Below are 19,079 nucleotides of genomic sequence, written 5' to 3'. Positions count from 1 at the left end.
TCGGAGAATTGCCGGATGACCCCTTCATCCTTCTCCACAGCTGCACTCGTCGCACTGGCTTGCGCGCTCGGCGCCCCGTCGATCTCCGCGCAGATCGCGCCCAAAGCGCCCGAGCCTTCCACGCTGCAGGCCAACGCCGACATGGCGAAGACGCTGCCCTTCGCCAACCGGCAGGACTTCGAGGATGCGATGCACGGCTTCGTCGGCACCGTGCCCGACGCGCTGGTGCCCGGCAGCGGCACACGCCCGGTGTGGAGCATGAAGCCCTACGACTTCCTGAAGGCAAACGAAGCGGCCGACACCGTCAACCCGAGCCTATGGCGCCAGGCCCAGCTCAATGCGATCCATGGCCTGTTTAAGGCGACCGACCGCGTCTACCAGGTGCGCGGCTTCGACATCGCCAACATGACCATCGTCGAAGGCGACAGCTCGCTGATCGTCATCGATCCGCTGCTGGCCGCCGAAACCGCGCGCGCCGCGTTGGCCCTCTACTACCAGCACCGCCCGCGCAAGCCGGTGGGCACGGTGATCTACACGCACGGCCATGCGGACCACTTCGGCGGCGTGAAAGGCGTGATCGACGAGGCCGATGTGAAGGCCGGCAAGGTGCAGGTGCTCGCGCCCTCGGGCTTCATGGAAACGGCCGTGGCCGAGAACATCCTCGCGGGCAATGCGATGAGCCGGCGCTCGCAGTACCAGTTCGGCACGCTGCTGCCGCCGGGTGCGCGCGGGCAGGTCGACACGGGCCTGGGCAAGGCGCTGGCGCGCGGCACCATCTCGCTGATTGCGCCCACGGCCACCATCGACAAGCCGACCGAAGAGCGCACCATCGACGGCGTGCAGTTTGTCTTCAAGCTCGTGCCGGGCTCCGAGGCGCCGTCGGAAATGATCATGTACCTGCCGCAGTTCCGCGTGCTCAACATGGCGGAGGACGTGACGCACAACATGCACAACCTCTACACCATCCGAGGCGCAGAAGTGCGCGACGGCAACCTGTGGTCGAAGTACATCGACGAGGCACGCGTGGCCTTCGGCGACAAGACAGACGTGCTCATCGCCCAGCACCACTGGCCCACTTTCGGGGGTGAGCGCATCGTCGACCTGCTGAAGAAGCAGCGCGACATGTACAAGTTCATCAACGACCAGTCGCTGCGCCTGCTCAACCAGGGCTACACGTCGGCCGACATTGCAGAAACGCTGCGCATGCCCGCGAGCCTGGAGCAGGAGTGGTCCGCGCGCGGCTACTACGGCACGCTGCGGCACAACGCCAAGGCCGTGTACCAGAAGTACCTGGGCTGGTACGACGCCAACCCCGCCAATCTGAACCCGCTGCCGCCGGTGGCTTATGCGAAGAAGACGGTCGAGTACATGGGCGGTGCAGACGCGGTGCTGGCGCGTGCGCGCGAAGACTTCAAGAAAGGCGAGTTCCGCTGGGTGGCCAGCGCGATGAGCCAGCTGGTGTACGCCGACCCGGCCAACCGCGCGGCCCGCGAGCTGGGTGCCGACGCGCTCGAACAGCTGGGCTACCAATCGGAGGCCGGCACATGGCGCAGCGCGTACCTTGTGGGCGCGATGGAGCTGCGCAACGGCGTGCCGAAAATTCCGGGCGGCAACAGCTCCAACGCCGACACGCTGAAGGCGGTGAGCAACGACCTGTTCTTCGACTTCCTCGGCGTGCGGCTCGATGCCGCCAAAGCCGAGGGCAAGAAGATGGTCATCAACTGGAACTTCACCGATTCGAACCAGCAGTTCGTGCTGACGCTGGAGAATTCCGCGCTCACGCACATCGCCGGCCAGCAGCCGGGAGCCGATGCCACGGTCACGCTGAGCCGCGCCACGCTCGATGCGGTCACGCTGAAGGAGACGAGCTTTCCTGCTGCGGTGCTGGCGGGCAAGGTGAAGATCGAAGGCGACCGTGGGAAGCTGGGCGAATTGCTCTCGATGCTTGATACCTTCGAGCCGATGTTCCCGATCGTGGAGCCGAAGGCTCAGCCGAAGAACCAGTAGCACACCGCAATGGCCGCGACCACACCAGCCAACTCCGCCAGCAACGCGCAGGCCACCGCATGCCGCGCTCTCTGGATGCCAACGGCGCCGAAGTACACGGCCAGCACGTAGAAGGTGGTTTCAGTGCTGCCCTGGATGGTGGCGGCCACCAGTGCGGGGAAGCTGTCGACGCCCTGGCTCTTCATGGTCTCGATCAGCATCGCGCGCGCCGCGCTGCCCGAGAAGGGCTTGACCAGCGCGGTGGGCATGGCGTCGACGAAACGCGCGTCGAAGCCGCCCGCGTTCACCAGCCAGCGCAGGCCGTTCAACGCGAAGTCGAGCGCGCCCGAAGCGCGCAGCACGCCGACCGCGCACAGCATCGCGACGAGGTACGGCAACAGGTTCTTCGCGATGTCGAAGCCTTCCTTCGCGCCTTCGATGAAGCACTCGTACACCTTGATGCGGCGTATCGCCCCAGCCAGCAGGAACACGACGATCACGCCGAAGAGCACGAGGTTGCCCAGCAGCGAAGACAGCGACGCGATGGCCGCCGCCGACAGCGTGCCCAGCAGCGCCATGAAGCCGCCCAGCAGCAGCGCGCCCGGCAGCAGGTAGGCCAGCACCACCGGATCCCACAGCCGCAGGCGCTGCGCCACCGCCACCGAGAGCAGCCCCACAAGCGTGGAGGCGCTGGTGGCCAGCAGGATCGGCAGGAACACCAGCGTCGGATCGCCCGCGCCCTGTTGCGCGCGGTACATGAAGATGGTGACCGGCAGCAAGGTCAGCGACGAGGCATTAAGTACCAGGAAGAGGATCTGCGCGTTGGTGGCCGTTACCGGGTCGGGGTTCAGCCGCTGCAGTTCGCGCATCGCCTTCAGGCCGATGGGCGTGGCGGCGTTGTCCAGCCCCAGCGCGTTGGCCGCGAAGTTCATGGTGATGAGCCCGAGCGCTGGGTGCCCCGCCGGCACGCCCGGCATGAGGCGCCGGAACAGCGGCCCCAGCAGCCGCGCGAGCCAGCCGACCAGCCCCGCGGCCTCGGCGATGCGCAAAAAGCCCAGCCACAGCGTGAGCGTGCCGAACAGCAGCACCATCACCTCGACCGCCAGCCGCGCCATCGCGAACAGGCTCTCGACCAGCGCCGCGAACACGGTCGGGTCGCCGCCGATGAGCCACCGCCCCAGCGCCGCCAGCGCCGCCACCCCGAAGAAACCAAGCCACAAGCCGTTGAGCACGCTTCTTTTCCTTTTGTTTCGCGTCGATGATAGGGCCGCCATACAGGCCCGCCGCGAGCTACAGTTCGGGCCATGCGCGCCCTCATCGTCCGTCGTTTTGCCGCCTGCCTGAGCGTCCTAGCGGCCATATGGCTCACTGGCTGCGTCAGCCTGCCGCCGCCCGAGCCGAAGGCGAACGTCACGGCGTTCACCGACGTGGCGCAGACAGAACTCGGGCAACTGGCGGCCAAAGACGCGCCAGGCGATTCCACTGCGCTCTCGGGCTTCCGGCTGCTGCCCGAGGCGGCGTTTGCCTTCGATGCCCGCATCTCGCTCGCGCGGCATGCCGAGAAGTCGCTCGACGTGCAGTACTACCTGGTGCAGCGCGACGACATCGGCCTGCTGTTTTTGCGCGAACTGCGCGAGGCCGCGGCGCGCGGCGTGCGGGTGCGGCTGCTGGTGGACGACCTCTACACCGGCGGCGAAGACGAGCTGTTCGGCACGCTCGCGGCCTTTCCCAACGTGGAGGTGCGGCTGTTCAACCCGCTGCCTTCGCGCGCCAGTTCGCTCGGCACGCGGCTGCTCATGTCGCTGACCGACTTCGGCCGCATCAACCACCGCATGCACAACAAGCTGCTGGTGGCCGACAACAGCTTTGCCGTGTCGGGCGGCCGCAACATCGGCAACGAGTACTTCATGCGCAGCACGGCCGCGAACTTCATCGACATGGACGTGATTTCCAGCGGCCCGGTCGTGCGGCAGATGTCCGAAGGCTTCGACCGCTACTGGAACAGTTCACACGCATGGCCGATCGAGCGCATCGCGCCCCTGCGCGGCATGACGCGCGAGGCGGCGCAGCGGCGCTTCGACGAGATAGCGCGCACGGCCGTGCCCGACGTGCCCATTCGCCCGCGCGACGTGCTAAACAAGTCGCCCGTGGGCGAGCAGCTCATCACCGGCAAGCTCGACCGCTACTGGGCGCCGGCAACGCTGTTCATCGACGACCCCGACAAGATCACGCGCAAGGCCGACGAGGCCTACATCGGCAGCGTGACAGAAGGCGCGCTCAGCGTGATCAACGCCACGCGGCGCGAGGTCGTCATTGCCTCGCCGTACTTCATTCCGGGCCCCAAGGGCATGGAGGAGATGCGGGCGTGCATCGACAAGGGCGGACGCATCACGGTCGTGACCAACTCGCTGGGCGCAACCGACGAGCCGCTGGCCTACGCGGGCTACGAGCGCTACCGCGCCGACATGCTGAAGATCGGCGTCACCATCTTCGAGATTGCGCCCACGCTCAGCGGCAGTTCGGGCCGCTTCGGCGACTTCGGCAAGTCGATCAGCCGGCTGCACGCCAAGCTCGCCATCGTCGACAACGAGCGCTTCTTCGTCGGCTCGATGAACCTCGACCACCGCTCGGCCGCCGTCAACACCGAGATCGGCCTGGTCATCGACAGTCCCGAGCTGGTGCAGGACTACAACAAGCTCATGTCGGGCGAGCGCGTGAACCTCGGCTACCGGCTGCGGCTCGGGCCCAACGGCCGGCGCGTGCAATGGCTGGAGTACGACGACGCTGGCGGCGACATCGTCCACGAGGACGAGCCCGGGGAGTTCCTCTGGCTGCGCTTCAAGAACTGGCTGCTGCTGCCCATCGTGGGCGAAGAGCTGCTGTAGCGAAGTAGCCGCCGCTGTCATCCCAGGTGGTGAGTGAGTGCGTTACATTCCTCGAAAGAATGTGAGTTTTTGTCACTAACGCATTACCTCCTGGAGACTTCGATCATGACCGTTCCCGTGCCGCGCGAGTCGATTGCGCCGCTTTCCACCAGCCGTCGGCGTGCGCTGACCGGGCTGGCCGCAGCAACCGCCGCCGCGGGCCTTGGTTTTCCGGCGCTCGCGCAGAACCGGCCGGTGCGCATCGGCACCACCTTCGACAACAGCAGCGTCGAGAAGGCCAACGGGCAGGGGCTGTTCCAGGGTTCGAGCGCGTTCTTCAATGCGCTGAACAAGGCGGGCGGCATCAACGGCACCAAGGTCGAGCTCGTGATGGCCGACGACACCTTCAAGCCCGACGTGGCCAAGGCCAACGCACTGGCCTTCGAGAAAGACAGCTCGGTGCTCGCGCTGCTGCATCCGCTGGGCACGCGCCAGACGGCCGAGGTGATGGACGCGGTGCCCGGCATGGCCGTGGTCGGCCCGATCACCGGCACGATCGCGCTGCGCAAGAAGGCTTCGCCCAACACCTTCTGGGTGCGTGCCAACTACGACCAGGAAGTCGACAAGCTCGTGAGCACCGCCGCCGTGCTGGGCCAGAGCCGCATCGGCCTCGTGCATTCGAACGACCCGCTGGGGCAGTCGGTGCTGGCGGCCTTCAAGAACGCGCTGGCCAAGGCCAAGCTGGAGCCGGCGGTGATTGCGACCACGCCCAACACCACCAGCATGGAAGTGGGCCCCGCCGCCGAGGCGATCGCCAAGGCCAAGCCGCAGGTGGTGGTGGTCGGGCTGGCCGGCACCGCGCCGGTGTTTCTGAAGGCGCTGCGCGAGGCGGGCAACAGCAGCTCGGCCTACGGCCTGTCGATCACGGCCAGCGCGCTGTCGGCGATGGGCGACCTGGCCAAGGGCCTGGGCTTCGTGATCGTGGTGCCGTCGCCGTACTCGACCAAGTTCGAGATCGTGCGCCGCTACCAGGCCGACATGGTGGCCAACGGCGTCAAGGACTTCTCGCTCACGAGCCTGGAGGGCTACCTGAACGCTGCAGTGCTGGCCGAAGGCATGCGCCGCGCCGGTGGTTCGCTGACGCGTGCGTCGGTGATGTCGGGGCTGGCGAGCATCGAGAACTTCGACCTGGGCGGGGTGAAGATCAACTACGGACGCACGAACCGCGAAGGCGGGCAGTTCGTGGACGTGGCCGTGATCGGCAGCCGTGGGCAGATGCTGAGCTGAACTCCATCAGGCTTGCTCGGCGATTCCCACGCCGAGCAAGCCTTCGAGCAGGTTCCTGTCGGCCGCGAGCTCCGCGCTCGGCCCGGCATGCACCACGGTGCCGCGCTCCAGAACGATGGCCTTGTGCGTCATCTCCAGCGCCAGCACCGGATGCTGCTCGACCACGATCGACGCCAGGCCTTCCGATTCGCACAGCCGGCGGATCGCTGCAGCCAGCTCTTCCACGATGATCGGCGCGAGGCCTTCCATCGGCTCGTCGAGCAGCAGCAGCTTGGGGTTGGTCATCAGCGCGCGGCCGATGGCGAGCATCTGCTGTTCGCCACCGGAGAGTTGGTTGCCGTAGTTGCCGCGCCGCTCGCGCAGGCGCGGGAAAAAGTCGTAGACGCGCTTCAGGTTCCAGCCGCCGAGCCGCGAGATCACCGTGAGGTTTTCTTCGACGGTGAGCGAAGGAAACACCTCCCGCTCCTGCGGCACCCAGCCAAGCCCCGCGCGCACGCGCTGGTGCGAAGGCCAGCGCGTGATGTCGACACCCTGCCAGCGGATCGCGCCTTGCATCACGCGGGTGTTGCCCATCAGCGTTTCGAGCAGCGTGGTCTTGCCAACGCCATTGCGCCCGAGGATGGCGAGGCTTTCGCCCTGCTGCAGCGAAAAGTCGAGTCGGTCGAGCACGACCGCGTTGCCGTAGCCGGCGGTGACCTGGTCGAAGGCGAGTGCTTCAGGCATGGTGGTGATGGCGGTGTGAGCTTCCGAGATAGACCTCGCGCACGCGCGGGTCGGCGCCGATTTCCGAAGGCGTGCCCTCGGTCAGGATGCGCCCGCCCACCAGCACCGAGATTCGGCGCGCGAAGCGGAAGACGAGCTTCATGTCGTGCTCGATGAACAGCACGCTGATGTCGGGCGGCAGCGCGGCGATGGCCTCGAACAGCTCGCCGCTCTCGTCTTCAGGCACGCCGGCAGCAGGCTCGTCGAGCAGCAAGATGCGAGGCTTGGCCGCGAGCGCGAGCGCTATCTCCAGCAGCCGCTGCTTGCCATAGGCCAGCTCGGCCACGGGCACGTCGGCGAGGCTGTCGAGCCCGAGCGTGCCGAGCAGTGCATGCGCCTCGTCGAACACCGCCGTGCAGCCCTTGAGCGGCCGCCACCACGTGGCGCCCAGCCCTTCGCGCTCGCTGATCGCCAGCACCACCGACAAGAGCGGCGTGAGGCTGGGGAACAGCGTGTTGATCTGGAAGGTGCGCGCCAGGCCCATGCGCGCGCGCTTGTCGCCCGGCAGGCGCGTGATGTCGCGGTCGCCCATGTGGATGCTGCCGCTGGTGGGCTTGAACACGCCGGTGAGCAGGTTGATGAGCGTGGTCTTGCCCGCGCCGTTGGGGCCGATCAGCGCCTGTCGCGCGCCGGGTTCGAGCGAGAGGTTCACATCGCTCACTGCCTGGAAGGCACCGAAGCGGATGCCGAGGCCGTTTGTGCGCAGCGTGTGCGTGGTGGCGGTGGAGCTCATCGCGCCTTCCCCGTGCGGACGAAACGCGAGAGCGCCCCCATGATGCCGCCGCGGCCCAACATGACCGCCGCGATCAGGAAGATGCCGAGCCAGAACATCCAGTACTGCGGGTTCATGTCCGCGAACCAGTCGTGCACCAGCATGTAGACGATGGCGCCGATCATCCCGCCGTACAGCCGCCCCGTACCACCGAGCACCAGGATGATGAGCACTTCGGCCGAGCGGTTGAAGCCGATCGACTCGATGCCGACGAACTGCGTGGTCTGCGCCAGCAGCGCGCCCGCCACGCCTGCCACCGCGGCCGAGAAGGCATAGGCCATGCGCAGCCGCGCCTCCACCGGCGAACCGATGGCCGTCATGCGCTTGCGGCTGTCGTGAATGCCGCGCAGCGCCAGGCCGAAGGGCGAGCGCAACACGAGCCGCACGAGCAGGAACATCGCGAGCACGACGCCGAATGCATAGCCGAATGCGGTCTTGCCGTAGAGGTCGAAATCGAAGAGGCCGAGCACTGGCGCGATGACTACGCCCTGCAGCCCGTCGGTGCCACCGGTGAGGCCCGAGAGCCGGTTGACCAGTTCGTACAGCAGCACGCACACGCCGATGGTGATCATCAGCCGCGTGAGGTCGGCGCCGCGCACCACGAGGTAGCTCAGTGCGTAGCCCAGCAGGCCGCTGACGACCAGTGCGAACAGCAGGCCGGTGAAGGGTTCGCTCCAGCCGTACTTGGCAAGCAACCCGGCTGCATACGCGCCCGCGCCGAAGAAGGCTGCGTGGCCCACGGTGAGGATGCCGGCGTAGCCCAGCGCCATGTCGAGCGACACGGCGAACAGACCGAAAATCATGATCTGGCTCATCAGCGTGAGCTTGTCGGGCAGGAGGAAGAAGCTCGACGCGAGTGCCAGCCAGAAGGCGATTTCGGCGATGCGCAAATGCGTGGGGGACATCGTTACGGGTTTCATCCTGGGTGCCCTGCTCGTTGAGTTTCGGGGCGCGTGCGAATGACACCGGGTACTCCCCTCCGCGAATGTCCCCCGCCTTCGGCTCCTCCTTTATTTCGCTGCGGGGAGCACCCGATGCCATTCACACATTGAGCCCGGCTGTCGTGCCGGCCGATCAGCCGCTGCGTCCATCGATCACGTCGATGGTGTGCTCTGCGCAGCGAAATAAAGGAGGAGGCCGCAGGCCGGGGGACATTCGCGGAGCAGAGCACGCCGTCGGCGTGAGCGCTCCCCGAACAAAGCACGCTGTACATCACGCGATCCCCTTCTTCGCAACGATGCCGTTCGGCCGCACCAGCAGCATCACGATCATGAAAACGTAGATGAGAAAGGCGCCCGCCTCAGGCAGGTAGTACTTGCCCGCCACGTCGACGATGCCGACCAGCAGCGCCGCAATGAACGGCCCCGTGACGGTGCCCGCACCGCCCACGCACACCACCATCAGGAAGTACACGAGGTACTTGAGCGGGAACGACGGCTCCAGCCCCAGCATGCCCAGGCTCAGCGCACCGCCGAGGCCCGCGAGGCCGCAGCCGAGAGAGAAGGTCAGGAAGAACAGCCGCTGCACGTTGATGCCGGTGCCACCCGCCACGCGCTGGTTGTCGACCGCCGCGCGCACCATCGCGCCGTAGCGCGTCTTGCCCAGGCCCAGCAGCAGCGCGGCCAGCACGGCCACGCCGCAGACGATCAGGAACAGGCGATAGCGGCCCACTTCAAGGCCCAGCAGCGACATCTGCCCGTCGAGCGCCGGCGGCAGCGTGAAGGGCTGCATCGTCGGGCCGAAGAAGTACGTGAAGGCGGCGATCGACACGAACACCACGCCGATCGACAGCAGCACCTGGTCGAGCGGGTGCGCGCGGTACAGCCGTCGGTAGAACACGAACTCCAGCACCGCGCCCGCAACGGCAGCCGCCACGAAGGCTGCCGCCAAAGAGAGGCCGAAGCCCAGTCCGAAGTGGTTCATCAGCACGCTTGCGGCGTAGCCGCCAACCATCGCGAAACTGCCGTGCGCGAGGTTGACGAAATTCATGAGCCCCATCGTGATGGACAAGCCCACGCCGATGAGAAACAGGAGCATGCCGTAGGCCACTCCATCGAAGATCACGATGCCCATGAATTTCCTGCTGGCTGACGGACTGGCTGGCTTACTTGGCGGCGGCTTCCTTGGCCGGGTCCTTCACGCGGTCGAACTTGTCGAACTCGACGTTCACCAGCTGGCCGTTCACACGCTCGGTCTTGCGGATGTAGACGGTCTGCACGATGTCGCGCGTGGCGGGGTCGATCTCGATGGGGCCGCGCGGGCTCTCGAAGCTCAGGCCCTTGAGGGCGTCCATGAACTTGTCACCGCTGGCGTCGCCCTTGGTCTTGGCCAGTGCGAGGTCGATGGCGGCCATGGCGTCGTAGGCCGTCACGGCGAAGTAGCTCGGGCGCAGCTTGGCGCCGTTGTCGGCGGCGAAGTCTTTCACGAACTTCTGGTTCTTGGGCGAGGGATGCGCGAACGAGTAGTGGTGGCTGGTGACCAGGCCCAGCGCCACGTCGCCGGTGGCGTCGAGGTAGCTGTCGTCGGTGGCTTCGCCCGTGGCGTAGAGCTTGATGCCGGCCTGCTCCATGCCGCGTTCCTTCCACACCTTCAAAAAGGCCGGCGGCATCACGCCCGAGGGGAAGAAGAAGAACACGGCCTGGGGCTTGGCGTCCTTGATGCGCTGCACGTAGGCCGAGAAGTCGGGGTTGTTCATCGGCGTGCGCACTTCGCCCGAGACCTTGCCGCCGCCGGCGGTGAAGGTCTTCTTGAAGGCGGTTTCTGCGTCGACGCCCGAGGCGTAGTCGGCGACCACGGTGTAGGCGTCCTTGATGCCTTCCTTGAGCATGTAGCGCGCCATCGGGTCCGTCACCTGCTGCACGGTGAACGACAGCCGCGCCACGTAGGGCGAGCTGGTGGTGATGGCCGACGATGCAGCGTTCATCACGATGGTCGGAATCTTCGCCTGCGTGGCGATGGCACCAACGGCGTACGCGTTGGGGCTGAAGTCCAGGCCGGTGAGCACGCTCACCTTGTCGCGCACGATGAGTTCCTGCGCGATGCGCTTGGCAGCGTCGGGCGCGGGGCCTGCGGTGTCCTTCTTGATGATCTCGACAGTGCGGCCGCCCACCTTGCCGCCGTGTTCCTTCAGGTAGAGCGCGATGCCGGCGTCGAACTGGCGGCCGTAGTCGGCGTACGGGCCGGAGTAGGTGGCGATGAGGCCGATGCGCAGCGGCTCGTCGGCGGCGTGCGCCGTGGCGCCCAGCAGGCCGAAGCCGGCGAGCAGCAGGGTCGAGAGGATGGTTCTCTTGGTCATCGTTGGGTTCACGGGAAAACGCCTTTCAGGTGGAGTGGATGCGCCACGTCGGCGCCGCTGTCATGTAACCGAATATGCAAACAAAGCGGGCGATGATGCCCGAGCCGTCCTTCAAATCTGGGTATCGGGCACGCGAACCCTGAGGCCATCGAAGGCCGCTGTCACGCTGAGCTGGCAGCTCAGGCGCGAGCCGGACCTGCGCTCGGACGCGACGGCTTCGAGCAGCGCGCTCTCCATGTCGTCGGGCGGCGGCAGCAGGTCGATGAAGGCGTCGTCCACGTAGACGTGGCAGGTGGCGCAGGAACAGCAGCCGCCGCATTCGGCGTCGATGCCGCGCACGTTGCCGCGGATGGCGGTCTCCATCACGCTGGCGCCGACCTTGGCGTCGACCTCGCGCGTGGTGCCGTCCTTGAGGATGTAGTGGATCGTGGGCATGGTTTTCAGAACATGTCGAAGTACTCGCGGTGTTCCCACTCCGAGACTTCGAGGTTGAAGCGGGCGATTTCCGCTTCCTTGATGTGGCAGAGGTAGTCGATGAAGACTTTGCTCATCTGCGTGTTGAGCATCTCGTCCTTGCGCAGGCAGGCGAGGGCGTCGCTCAAGGAGCGAGGCAGCTGCTCTGCCGGCGTTTCGTAAGGCGCATCGGCCGAAGGACCGGGGTCGGTCTTGTTCCGGATGCCGTCGAGCCCCGAGAACAGTTGCGACGCCAGGTACAGGTACGGGTTGGCCGTCGGCTCGCCCACGCGGTTCTCGATGCGCGAGGCGCTTTGCCCCACTCCGCCGAGCACGCGCAGCATCGCGCCGCGGTTGTCCTTGGCCCAGATTGCGCGGTCGGGCGCGAGCGAGAAGGGGCGGTAGCGGCGATAGCCGTTGATGGTGGGGCTCGCCAGCGCAGCGGCACCGCAGGCATGCGCCTTGAGGCCGCCGAGGTAGTGCATGCCGATCTCGCTGAGGGTCTGGCCCTCGGCTTCGGGCATGAACGCGTTGACGCCGTCGCTCTTGCGGCGCAGCGACTGGTGCAGGTGCCAGCCGCTGGACATCACGTTCGGAATCTTCGGGCGGCACATGAAGGTGGCGTGCAGCCCGTTGCGCTGGCAGATCTGCTTGATGGCGCTGCGCAGCAGCACCATGGTGTCGGCCGGCATCACGCCGGCGGTGGGGCCGAAGGTCAGCTCGAACTGGCTCGGGCCGAATTCGATTTCGAGCGATCGCAGCGGCAGGCCCAGCGCGATGAGGTTGGAGCGCAGCAGTTCCATCAGCCCGTCGACGCGGTCGTAGCGCAGCTCGGTGAGGTACTGGTGGCCGTGCGACAGCAGCGACACGCGCGGCGGTTCGCCGGGCTGGCCCGAATCGGCCAGGCCCATGCGGGCGTCGTCGAGCTTGAAGACGTGGAACTCGACTTCGAGGCCGGCGATGAAGTCCAGACCCAGCTCGTCGAGCTGGCGCACCGCGCGCTGCAGGATCTGCCGCGTGGCGAAGGGGCAGGGCTTGCCGTCGGCCATGTAGGCGTCGCACATCACCCAGCCGGTGCGTGGCGACCACGGCAGGATCTTGAAGGTGGCGGGGTCGGCCACGATGGTGAAGTCGGCCCCGCCCTGCAGGCCCTCGATGGCGAAGCCGCCGCCTTGCGTGAACACCGGGAACACGGTCTTGTGCGAGGTGTCCTTGGCGAGCAGCGTGGAGGTGAGGTTCACGCCTTCCCACAGGGCCGAGCGCGCCTCGGTGGCGACGAGCGTCTTGCCGCGCAGGATGCCGTGCTGGTCGGGCCAGGCGAAGCGCACGAGGTCGACCTCGCCGCTATCGATGCGGCGCACCAGCTCCCTGGCCTGCGCATGCTGGTCGTCGGACCAGAGACCGAAGCGGTCGACGAATGTGTGGCTGCTGCTCATGGCGTGCGTGCTCAGGCGGCGAGCCGTGCGGAGGCCCAGTCGGACTTCAAGCGGCGCGCGCGGTCGGCTTCTTGCCAGTAGGCCTCGGTGGCAGCCTCGTCGCTGACGTTGCGGCCGATGCCGTCGATGGAGGGCGGGCCGGTCATCGCGCTGGCCTGTGCGGCGTCGATCAGCATCGGTGCGCTCTCGCCGGCCAGCGTGGCCTCGATGGCCTTCACCAGCACGCGGCGGTAGGCAATGATCCCCTTGTCGGTGCTGCCCAGATGCTCGCGCGTGCGGTCCTGGATTGCGCCTTGCGACTCCACCGCCCACTGGTCGTGCACGTTGATGTCGTCGCCCATGCCGGTGTAGGTTTCGGTCAGCTGCTCTTCGATGCTGTAGCCGTAGTTGTTGCGCTTGTTTTTGCGCGAGGTGTAGTCGGGCAGCTCGTAGAGCTTCAGGCGCTGGTCGCGCATCTGCTGCTTGTCGACCGGGCCGGTGAAGCTGGTGAAGATGGCGTACCAGTAGCAGTGCGTGTCGTCGACCGGCACGTGCCATTGCGAGATGGTCATCTCGGCGCTCATCGGGATCACGAAAGCCTGCGGGAACACCACGTTGGTCACGCGCACGTGGGTGGTGTCTTCGGACAGCTTGCGCAGCGCCTTCAGGCGGAAGCCGTAGTCGGTGGGCTCCACGCTGATGTCGGGCCGGTCGTATTCGCGCAGCACCTTGGTGATGGGCATGTCGGAGTCGGCCGATGCGCCGCGGAACTGCTTGCCGTAGCTCCCGGAGGTGTCTTCGTCCTCGAAGAAGCGATGCAGGTACGAGGCGTGCGCGGGGTCGATGCCCACTTCGAGCGCCTGCAGCCAGTTGCATTCGAACAGGCCCTTGAACGCGAAGGTGTGGCTGTCGGGCGCGACGAAGCAGTCGAACTCGGGGAAGGCTGGGGGCTCGCCCTCGCCGATGTAGGCGAAGACCACGCCGGCTTTCTCGACCACCGGATAGGCCGACTGCTTGATGCGGCTGCACAGCTTGCTGGTGGGCGGCTCGGCGGGCGTTTCGAGGCAGTTGCCCTTGGCGTCGAACAGCCAGCCGTGGAAGGCGCAGCGGATGCCACCGTTTTCGAGGCGGCCGAATGCGAGGTCGGCGCCGCGGTGCGGGCAGTCGCGATCGAGCATGCCGAGCTGGCCGCTTTCATCGCGGAACAGGACGAAGTCCTGGCCCATGAGCTTCACCGGCTTGACCGGGCGCGGGCCCGCCAGCTCGTCGGCCAGGGCCACCGGCTGCCAGTAGCGGCGCAGCAGCTTGCCGGCGGGCGCGCCGGGTCCGACGCGGGTGATGAAATCGTTCTGCTCTGCGCTGATCATCGTGCGGGCTCCATCGTGGGGACTGTGGAAAGAGGCTTGCAGCTATTGCATGCAACTGTATGCATTGTCTTGGTGATCCTCGATCCTGGTCAAACTTTCATCTGCGATTTCGCCCCGATTCGGGGCCGTGAGAGGCAAAAATCAGGGTAAACGCTGAGGTTGCCGTCAGTTTTTGACACTTGTTGGGAAGATGTGCATGCAACAAGCGAGCCAGGATAAATATGCTGCGTGCAGTGTCGGGCTCGTCTCCTAGAATCCGCCGATGGACTCCCAACAATCCCGCGTGCTCGTGCAACTGCGCGACTTGATCCTCAAGGGCGAATTCGTGCCCGGAGAGCGGCTGGCCGAGATCCCGCTCGCCGAGAAGCTCGAAGCCTCGCGCACCCCGGTGCGGCTCGCGCTGGCCAGCCTGGAGCACGAAGGGCTGATCGAGCAATCGCCCAGCGGCGGCTACCAGATGCGCCGCTTCACCTCGCAGGAAGTGGCCGACGCGATCCGCGTGCGAGGCGTGATCGAAGGCTTCGCCGCGCGCCTGCTGGCCGAAGACGGTGCATCGCGCCAGCTGCTGCGCGACCTGAAAGAGTGCCTGGAAGACGGCGACCGGGCCGTGAACAAGCCCAGCATGGAGATCGACGACTACGCGGCCTACGTCGAAATGAACGACCGCTTTCACAAGCTGATCGTCGAAGGCTGCGGCAATCTCGCGCTCAAGCGGGTGATGGACATGCTGGGTGGCCAGCCCTTTGCCGCTCCGAGCGCGATGCTGCCGATGCAGTCGTCAATGGAAGAGGGCCAGCAATGGATGCGGCAGGCGCACCGCACGCACCACGCAATCGTGCAGGCCATCGAGCGCGGGCAGGGCTCGCGGGCGCAGGCGCTGGGCGAGGAGCACGTCGAGATCGCGCGCATGAACCTCGATTACGCGCTCGAGCGGCCGGAGCTGGCTGCCGAGCTGATGCCGGGCATCCGCCTGGTGTCCAAGGGTCGGGGCGCCTGAGATCGGGCAAACCGGCGCGTCTGTATAAGACTGGCTGGTATTTCGGCATTCACGCCGTCTGCCCAGCGACGGGCGAGACTAGAATTTCCGGCATGAGTGCCACCGCCCCCGCCAAGACCTCGTTCAAGGAACAGATGCTGCAGGCCCGCGAGGAGGCCATCGTGCAGACCGCGAACCGCCTGCTCGCCGAGAAGGGCTTCGAATCGATGACGGTCGACGAGGTGGCCGCAACGGTTGGCATCGCCAAGGCCAGCCTCTACAAGCACTTTCCCAGCAAGGAAGACCTGGCGGCCGCCGCGATGGTGCGAATCATGCAGCGCACGCTGGATTTCCTGGCCGCGGTGCCGGCCGAGGACAAGCCCGTCGACAAGCTGCGCGCCGTGGTGCGCTGGGCCATGCAGATGCAACTGGCTGGCGAGATGCCTTCGTTGCCGCACCAGAACTCGAGCCTGCGCGCTGCGCTGATGAACAACCGCGGTTACCTCGACCGCCTGGTCACCATCAGCGACCAACTCGGCGGCTGGATACAGGCCGCGCAGGCCGACGGCTCGCTCAACCCGAAGTTGCCGGCGATCGCCGTGCTCTACACGTTGTTCGCGCGCGCCTGTGATCCGGTGCTCGGTTTCCTGAAGGCCGGCCGTCTGCAGACAGACGAGCAGATCGTCGAGCTTGTGCTCGCAACCTGCTTCGACGGCTTGGCCGCGCGCTAACTGCTGAGCGCGCGCCGCGGCGTCACCACGGCTTCGACCGCCGCGCCCACCGCGAGCAGCCGGTGATCGGTGTTGCCGATGCTGGCCACCATCAGCCCGACCGGCGCCGTGCCCGCGTCGTGGCAGGGCACCGAGAGCGCGCAGCCGTCGAACAGGTTCACCACCGAGGGGTTGCGCAGCATGCGGCCATTGATGCGGTAGTAGGTGTCATCGTCCTTCAGCACCTCGGCGATCGGCGGCGCGATGTCGGGCGTGGTGGGCATCAGCATCGCGTCGTAGCCCACGGCGGCGGTGTTGATCGAGCGGATGAACTGGCGGCGCAGCGCCTGCAACTGCAGATAGTCGGGCGCGGTGATGGTTTCGCCGGTCTTGATGCGGGCCAGCACGCGCGGGTCGTATTTGGCGGCACCTGTCTTGATGAAGTCGCGGTGCCAGGTGAAGGCCTCGGCGGCGGTGATCATGCCGCGCGGGTTGATGGTTGGCGCCTTCGCGAACTCGGTCATCGGCAGTTCGGTGACCGTGGCGCCTGCGGCCGAGAGCTTGGCCAGCGCCGAAGCGAAGGCAGCGGCCACTGGCGGCGACAGATCGTCCTGGAAGAAAGTCTTGGGCACCGCGAAGCGCAGGCCGCGCAGCGGCAACACGCGCAGCGGGCGCTGCAGTTCGGCGGCCAGCACGGCGTCGAGCAGGGCGCAGTCTTCCACCGTCCAGGCCATGGGGCCGGCCGAATCGAAGGAGGTCGACAGCGGCATCACGCCGTCGAGCGGAATGCGCCGCTGCGTCGGCTTGAAGCCCACCAGCCCGTTGAGCGCTGACGGGATGCGCAGCGATCCGCCGGTGTCGGTGCCGATGGCGCCGGCAGCCATGCCGTCGGTCACCGAGATCGCGCCGCCCGAGGTCGAACCACCCGGGATGCGGCCTGTCGCGCGGTCGTAGACGTTTTTCGGCGTGCCGTAGTGCGGGTTGACGCCCAGGCCGGTGTAGGCGAACTCGACCGTATTGGTGCGCCCGATGATGATCGCGCCGGCGCGCCGCAGTCGCTCGACCACGAGGGCGTCGCGCGTCGCTGGCGGCTGGCCGGCCAGCACCATCGAGCCGCCGAGCGTGGTGATGCCGGCTTCGTCGAACAGGTCTTTCAGCGAAATCGGGATGCCGGCGATCGGCGAGGCGGCCGGGCGGCCGCTCTTGCGCTCGGCGTCGAGCCGCGCCGCGGTGGCGCGGGCCGTATCGGCGTGCACGCGGATGAAGGTGCGCGCGCCTTCGCCCGCGGGGTTCTGGATGGCGGCCAATGCTTCTTCTACTAGTTGGCTGCTGCTGAGGGTGCCGGCGGCGAGGCGGCGCGACATTTCGGCTATCGACAGCTGGCCCATGGCCCTGCCGGCGGTTTCGTTCGGTCCCTGGGCGAAGGCCCGTGGCCACAAGGAGAGCAGTCCAGTGGCCGCGGCGGCGCCGGCGGTCTGCTGCAGGAAGTTGCGTCGTTGTTGTTGCTGTTGGGTCATGGCGCTCTCCTCCATCGGTGAGATGGGCTCGGCCAGTCTACACAGCCGTGGTGGCGAACGCGTTGCTGGCCGTTACCGTCTGCGCGACGGTGCGGCCGGTCAGCGCAGGTCTATCAGCAGTTGGGGCTTGTAGCCTTCCTGTTCGCCGTTGCGTGCGTAGCCCAGCGGGTTGGCCACTACGCGGCAGCCGTTCTTCACATAGTCCGACGGACAGTGCAGGTGGCCGTGCAGCCACAGCTTCGCATAGGGCAGCAACTCGTCGAGCGCATTGCAGAAACCGGCCGTGCCGGGTGTCAGGCCGTAGCGCGGATCGGCACTTTCGAGGCTGGGCGCAAAGTGGGTGATGGCCACCGTGGTGCCGTCGAAAGGTTCGGCCAGCGCCTGCGTGAGCCAGGTCTGGCAGGCCAGCGCCTGGTCGCGCAACTGCGCGGAGAGGAAGAGTTCGCCGTTACGCATGGTGGCCGCTTTTTCAAGATAGAAATCGGCCGCGCGCATGGCCTTGCCGCGTTTCTTGAGCGCCTCGGCCAGGCTGTCGGTGGGTTCGGCCAGTGCGTCGAAGTCGGCCCACAGCGTGGTGCCCACGAAGCGGATGCCGTCGATCACACGGGTTTCGCGTTCCAGCCAGAGGATGTCGAGTTCCTCGCAGAGCGTGCGCAGGCGGTCGTGGGTCTCGTCGAAGTCGACGTTGTCGTATTCGTGGTTGCCCGGCACATAGACAACCGGCACCGGCCAGCCGTTGCGGGGCGAAAAGCGGCCCAGGCCGAAGTCGGTGTCGGTCAGGCGAGAGCCTTGCTGGTAGGAGCCGATGTCGCCCGCGAGGATCAGCATGTCGGCGCCCGGCACGGGCTCGGCATGGAAGCGGGGATGGGACTCCAGATGCAGGTCGGAGAGCAGTTGCAGCTTCATCGTCGGGCCAGTCTAGGTGAATTGCCCCATGCGTGAAGCGCATAAGGTTTGGCTTGATTAACTAGGGATAACCCCTATTCTTGAAACATCAACCACTCCAGCGCAGCCACGAGCCGCGTACCGTCATGTTCAGCCTCATTGCCCAAGTGGCCCGTTTCTTCCGTTCTTCCAGCGCCAACGTTCCGGCCAGCCACGCCGCTGCGCTGATGGAAAGCGCTGACATGCGCGCCGGCCGCGGAGCCCACCACGCGCAGGAACTGCGCGCCGCAGCCAGCGCCTGGCTCAGCGTCGTTCGCTAAGCAAACCCGGTCAGCCAGGCACCTTTTGCCCGAGGACCGATCCGGCGAAAGCCGCGGCTGCCGAGCGCAACAGCGCATTGCGCAGCCACTCATGTGAATGCCCATGCTGGGCGCGCCGGTGCCAGATGGCATCCACGTGCACCGGCGGCTGGTCGAACGGCAGGTCGCGCAGCACCAATTGATCGTCGATGCCGGTCACCGTCACGAAGTGACGAGGCAGCACGGTCAGCAGGTCTGAATTGGCGACCACCCGGCCGGCCGTGAAGAACTGGTTCACCGTCACCACGATGCGCCGCTCGCGCCCCAAGGCGCCCAGCGTCTGGTCGATGAAACCGTAGGGCCTCCCCGAAAAACTCACCAGCAGGTGTCGCGCTGCGCAGTAGTCATCGAGCGTGAGGGGTGCGCTCGCAAGCGGATGGCCGCGCCGCATCACGCATACATACTGACCCAGGTAGAGCCGCTGGGTCTCG

The 19,079-nt window shown here is 66.7% G+C and carries 18 protein-coding genes (1 of these 18 cut by a window edge); 6 read left to right on the top strand and 12 right to left on the bottom strand.

Annotated elements, in window-relative coordinates; genetic code table 11:
* Positions 1–15 precede the first annotated feature (15 nt).
* Complete coding sequence (locus NWF24_RS31400; RefSeq protein WP_258351933.1) at positions 16–2,007, top strand: alkyl/aryl-sulfatase; 1,992 nt, start codon at positions 16–18, stop codon at positions 2,005–2,007.
* Here the strand turns inward: NWF24_RS31400 and NWF24_RS31395 are convergent.
* Positions 1,989–3,218: a nucleoside recognition domain-containing protein gene (locus tag NWF24_RS31395; RefSeq protein WP_258351932.1), complete on the bottom strand. Its 1,230-nt coding sequence runs from the start codon at positions 3,216–3,218 to the stop codon at positions 1,989–1,991. The genes NWF24_RS31400 and NWF24_RS31395 overlap by 19 nt on opposite strands.
* A gap of 72 nt (positions 3,219–3,290) precedes the next feature.
* On the opposite strand from NWF24_RS31395, the gene NWF24_RS31390 reads away from it, so the two are divergent.
* Together NWF24_RS31390 and NWF24_RS31385 are read left to right on the top strand one after the other, a co-directional pair.
* Positions 3,291–4,871 (top strand): phospholipase D family protein, encoded by a 1,581-nt coding sequence (locus NWF24_RS31390; protein WP_258351931.1) that lies wholly within the window; start codon positions 3,291–3,293, stop codon positions 4,869–4,871.
* A gap of 105 nt (positions 4,872–4,976) precedes the next feature.
* Positions 4,977–6,137, top strand: coding sequence for an ABC transporter substrate-binding protein (locus NWF24_RS31385; RefSeq protein WP_093057003.1), 1,161 nt, complete (start codon positions 4,977–4,979; stop codon positions 6,135–6,137).
* Positions 6,138–6,143: 6 nt separating this feature from the next.
* Here NWF24_RS31385 and NWF24_RS31380 read toward each other — a convergent pair whose 3' ends face one another.
* The 8 genes from NWF24_RS31380 to NWF24_RS31345 all read right to left on the bottom strand — a co-directional run bounded on the left by NWF24_RS31380 (position 6,144) and on the right by NWF24_RS31345 (position 14,201).
* Positions 6,144–6,860, bottom strand: coding sequence for an ABC transporter ATP-binding protein (locus NWF24_RS31380; protein WP_258351930.1), 717 nt, complete (start codon positions 6,858–6,860; stop codon positions 6,144–6,146).
* Positions 6,853–7,632: an ABC transporter ATP-binding protein gene (locus NWF24_RS31375; protein ID WP_258351929.1), complete on the bottom strand. Its 780-nt coding sequence runs from the start codon at positions 7,630–7,632 to the stop codon at positions 6,853–6,855. The genes NWF24_RS31380 and NWF24_RS31375 overlap by 8 nt, the downstream gene beginning before the upstream one ends.
* Positions 7,629–8,591 (bottom strand): branched-chain amino acid ABC transporter permease, encoded by a 963-nt coding sequence (locus NWF24_RS31370; protein ID WP_258351928.1) that lies wholly within the window; start codon positions 8,589–8,591, stop codon positions 7,629–7,631. Before NWF24_RS31370 ends, NWF24_RS31375 begins: the two co-directional genes overlap by 4 nt.
* A 292-nt stretch (positions 8,592–8,883) precedes the next feature.
* Entirely contained in the window at positions 8,884–9,744 is an 861-nt protein-coding gene (locus NWF24_RS31365) for a branched-chain amino acid ABC transporter permease (RefSeq protein WP_258351927.1), read from the bottom strand.
* 31 nt (positions 9,745–9,775) lie between these two features.
* Positions 9,776–10,966, bottom strand: a complete 1,191-nt coding sequence (locus NWF24_RS31360; RefSeq protein WP_258351926.1) for an ABC transporter substrate-binding protein — start codon at positions 10,964–10,966, stop codon at positions 9,776–9,778.
* Positions 10,967–11,077: 111 nt separating this feature from the next.
* Entirely contained in the window at positions 11,078–11,401 is a 324-nt protein-coding gene (locus NWF24_RS31355) for a 2Fe-2S iron-sulfur cluster-binding protein (protein WP_258351925.1), read from the bottom strand.
* A gap of 5 nt (positions 11,402–11,406) precedes the next feature.
* Positions 11,407–12,855, bottom strand: coding sequence for a glutamine synthetase family protein (locus tag NWF24_RS31350; RefSeq protein WP_258351924.1), 1,449 nt, complete (start codon positions 12,853–12,855; stop codon positions 11,407–11,409).
* Between the two features lie 11 nt (positions 12,856–12,866).
* The gene (locus NWF24_RS31345; RefSeq protein ID WP_258351923.1) at positions 12,867–14,201 is read right to left on the bottom strand and encodes an aromatic ring-hydroxylating dioxygenase subunit alpha; all 1,335 of its coding nucleotides are present in this window, start codon (positions 14,199–14,201) and stop codon (positions 12,867–12,869) included.
* A 262-nt stretch (positions 14,202–14,463) separates the two neighbouring features.
* On the opposite strand from NWF24_RS31345, the gene NWF24_RS31340 reads away from it, so the two are divergent.
* Positions 14,464–15,198 (top strand): GntR family transcriptional regulator, encoded by a 735-nt coding sequence (locus NWF24_RS31340; protein WP_093174884.1) that lies wholly within the window; start codon positions 14,464–14,466, stop codon positions 15,196–15,198.
* 92 nt (positions 15,199–15,290) lie between these two features.
* Positions 15,291–15,908, top strand: a complete 618-nt coding sequence (locus tag NWF24_RS31335) for a TetR/AcrR family transcriptional regulator (RefSeq protein WP_258351922.1) — start codon at positions 15,291–15,293, stop codon at positions 15,906–15,908.
* Here NWF24_RS31335 and NWF24_RS31330 read toward each other — a convergent pair.
* Together NWF24_RS31330 and NWF24_RS31325 are read right to left on the bottom strand one after the other, a co-directional pair.
* On the bottom strand, positions 15,905–17,404 hold the full coding sequence (locus NWF24_RS31330) for an amidase (protein WP_258351921.1): 1,500 nt from the start codon (positions 17,402–17,404) through the stop codon (positions 15,905–15,907). The genes NWF24_RS31335 and NWF24_RS31330 overlap by 4 nt on opposite strands.
* Positions 17,405–17,503: 99 nt before the next feature.
* Positions 17,504–18,310 carry a metallophosphoesterase gene (locus NWF24_RS31325; protein ID WP_258351920.1) on the bottom strand — a complete coding sequence of 269 codons (807 nt, stop codon included), beginning with the start codon at positions 18,308–18,310 and terminating at the stop codon, positions 17,504–17,506.
* 80 nt (positions 18,311–18,390) lie between these two features.
* Between NWF24_RS31325 and NWF24_RS31320 the strand changes: the two genes are divergently transcribed.
* The gene (locus NWF24_RS31320; protein WP_258351919.1) at positions 18,391–18,609 is read left to right on the top strand and encodes a hypothetical protein; all 219 of its coding nucleotides are present in this window, start codon (positions 18,391–18,393) and stop codon (positions 18,607–18,609) included.
* Positions 18,610–18,619: 10 nt separating this feature from the next.
* Here the strand turns inward: NWF24_RS31320 and NWF24_RS31315 are convergent, their stop codons facing one another.
* Positions 18,620–19,079, bottom strand: the end of a protein-coding gene (locus NWF24_RS31315; RefSeq protein WP_093056990.1) for a LysR family transcriptional regulator. 521 nt of this gene lie beyond the right edge of the window; 460 of the gene's 981 nt are visible here — the last part of the coding sequence; the start codon falls outside the window, past its right edge — the gene reads right to left on this strand; the stop codon is at positions 18,620–18,622.

This window comes from Variovorax paradoxus (assembly GCF_024734665.1).
Lineage (GTDB): Bacteria > Pseudomonadota > Gammaproteobacteria > Burkholderiales > Burkholderiaceae_C > Variovorax.
Note: the sequence above shows the minus strand (reverse complement) of the source record. Positions and strands in the feature narration are given on the sequence as shown.

Coding starts and splice junctions, on each gene's coding strand:
- NWF24_RS31400 (WP_258351933.1), top strand. CDS start 16: ATGACCCCTTCATCCTTCTCCACAGCTGCACTCGTCGCACTGGCTTGC.
- NWF24_RS31390 (WP_258351931.1), top strand. CDS start 3,291: ATGCGCGCCCTCATCGTCCGTCGTTTTGCCGCCTGCCTGAGCGTCCTA.
- NWF24_RS31385 (WP_093057003.1), top strand. CDS start 4,977: ATGACCGTTCCCGTGCCGCGCGAGTCGATTGCGCCGCTTTCCACCAGC.
- NWF24_RS31380 (WP_258351930.1), bottom strand. CDS start 6,860: ATGCCTGAAGCACTCGCCTTCGACCAGGTCACCGCCGGCTACGGCAAC.
- NWF24_RS31375 (WP_258351929.1), bottom strand. CDS start 7,632: ATGAGCTCCACCGCCACCACGCACACGCTGCGCACAAACGGCCTCGGC.
- NWF24_RS31370 (WP_258351928.1), bottom strand. CDS start 8,591: ATGAAACCCGTAACGATGTCCCCCACGCATTTGCGCATCGCCGAAATC.
- NWF24_RS31365 (WP_258351927.1), bottom strand. CDS start 9,744: ATGGGCATCGTGATCTTCGATGGAGTGGCCTACGGCATGCTCCTGTTT.
- NWF24_RS31360 (WP_258351926.1), bottom strand. CDS start 10,966: ATGACCAAGAGAACCATCCTCTCGACCCTGCTGCTCGCCGGCTTCGGC.
- NWF24_RS31355 (WP_258351925.1), bottom strand. CDS start 11,401: ATGCCCACGATCCACTACATCCTCAAGGACGGCACCACGCGCGAGGTC.
- NWF24_RS31350 (WP_258351924.1), bottom strand. CDS start 12,855: ATGAGCAGCAGCCACACATTCGTCGACCGCTTCGGTCTCTGGTCCGAC.
- NWF24_RS31345 (WP_258351923.1), bottom strand. CDS start 14,201: ATGATCAGCGCAGAGCAGAACGATTTCATCACCCGCGTCGGACCCGGC.
- NWF24_RS31340 (WP_093174884.1), top strand. CDS start 14,464: ATGGACTCCCAACAATCCCGCGTGCTCGTGCAACTGCGCGACTTGATC.
- NWF24_RS31335 (WP_258351922.1), top strand. CDS start 15,291: ATGAGTGCCACCGCCCCCGCCAAGACCTCGTTCAAGGAACAGATGCTG.
- NWF24_RS31330 (WP_258351921.1), bottom strand. CDS start 17,404: ATGACCCAACAGCAACAACAACGACGCAACTTCCTGCAGCAGACCGCC.
- NWF24_RS31325 (WP_258351920.1), bottom strand. CDS start 18,310: ATGAAGCTGCAACTGCTCTCCGACCTGCATCTGGAGTCCCATCCCCGC.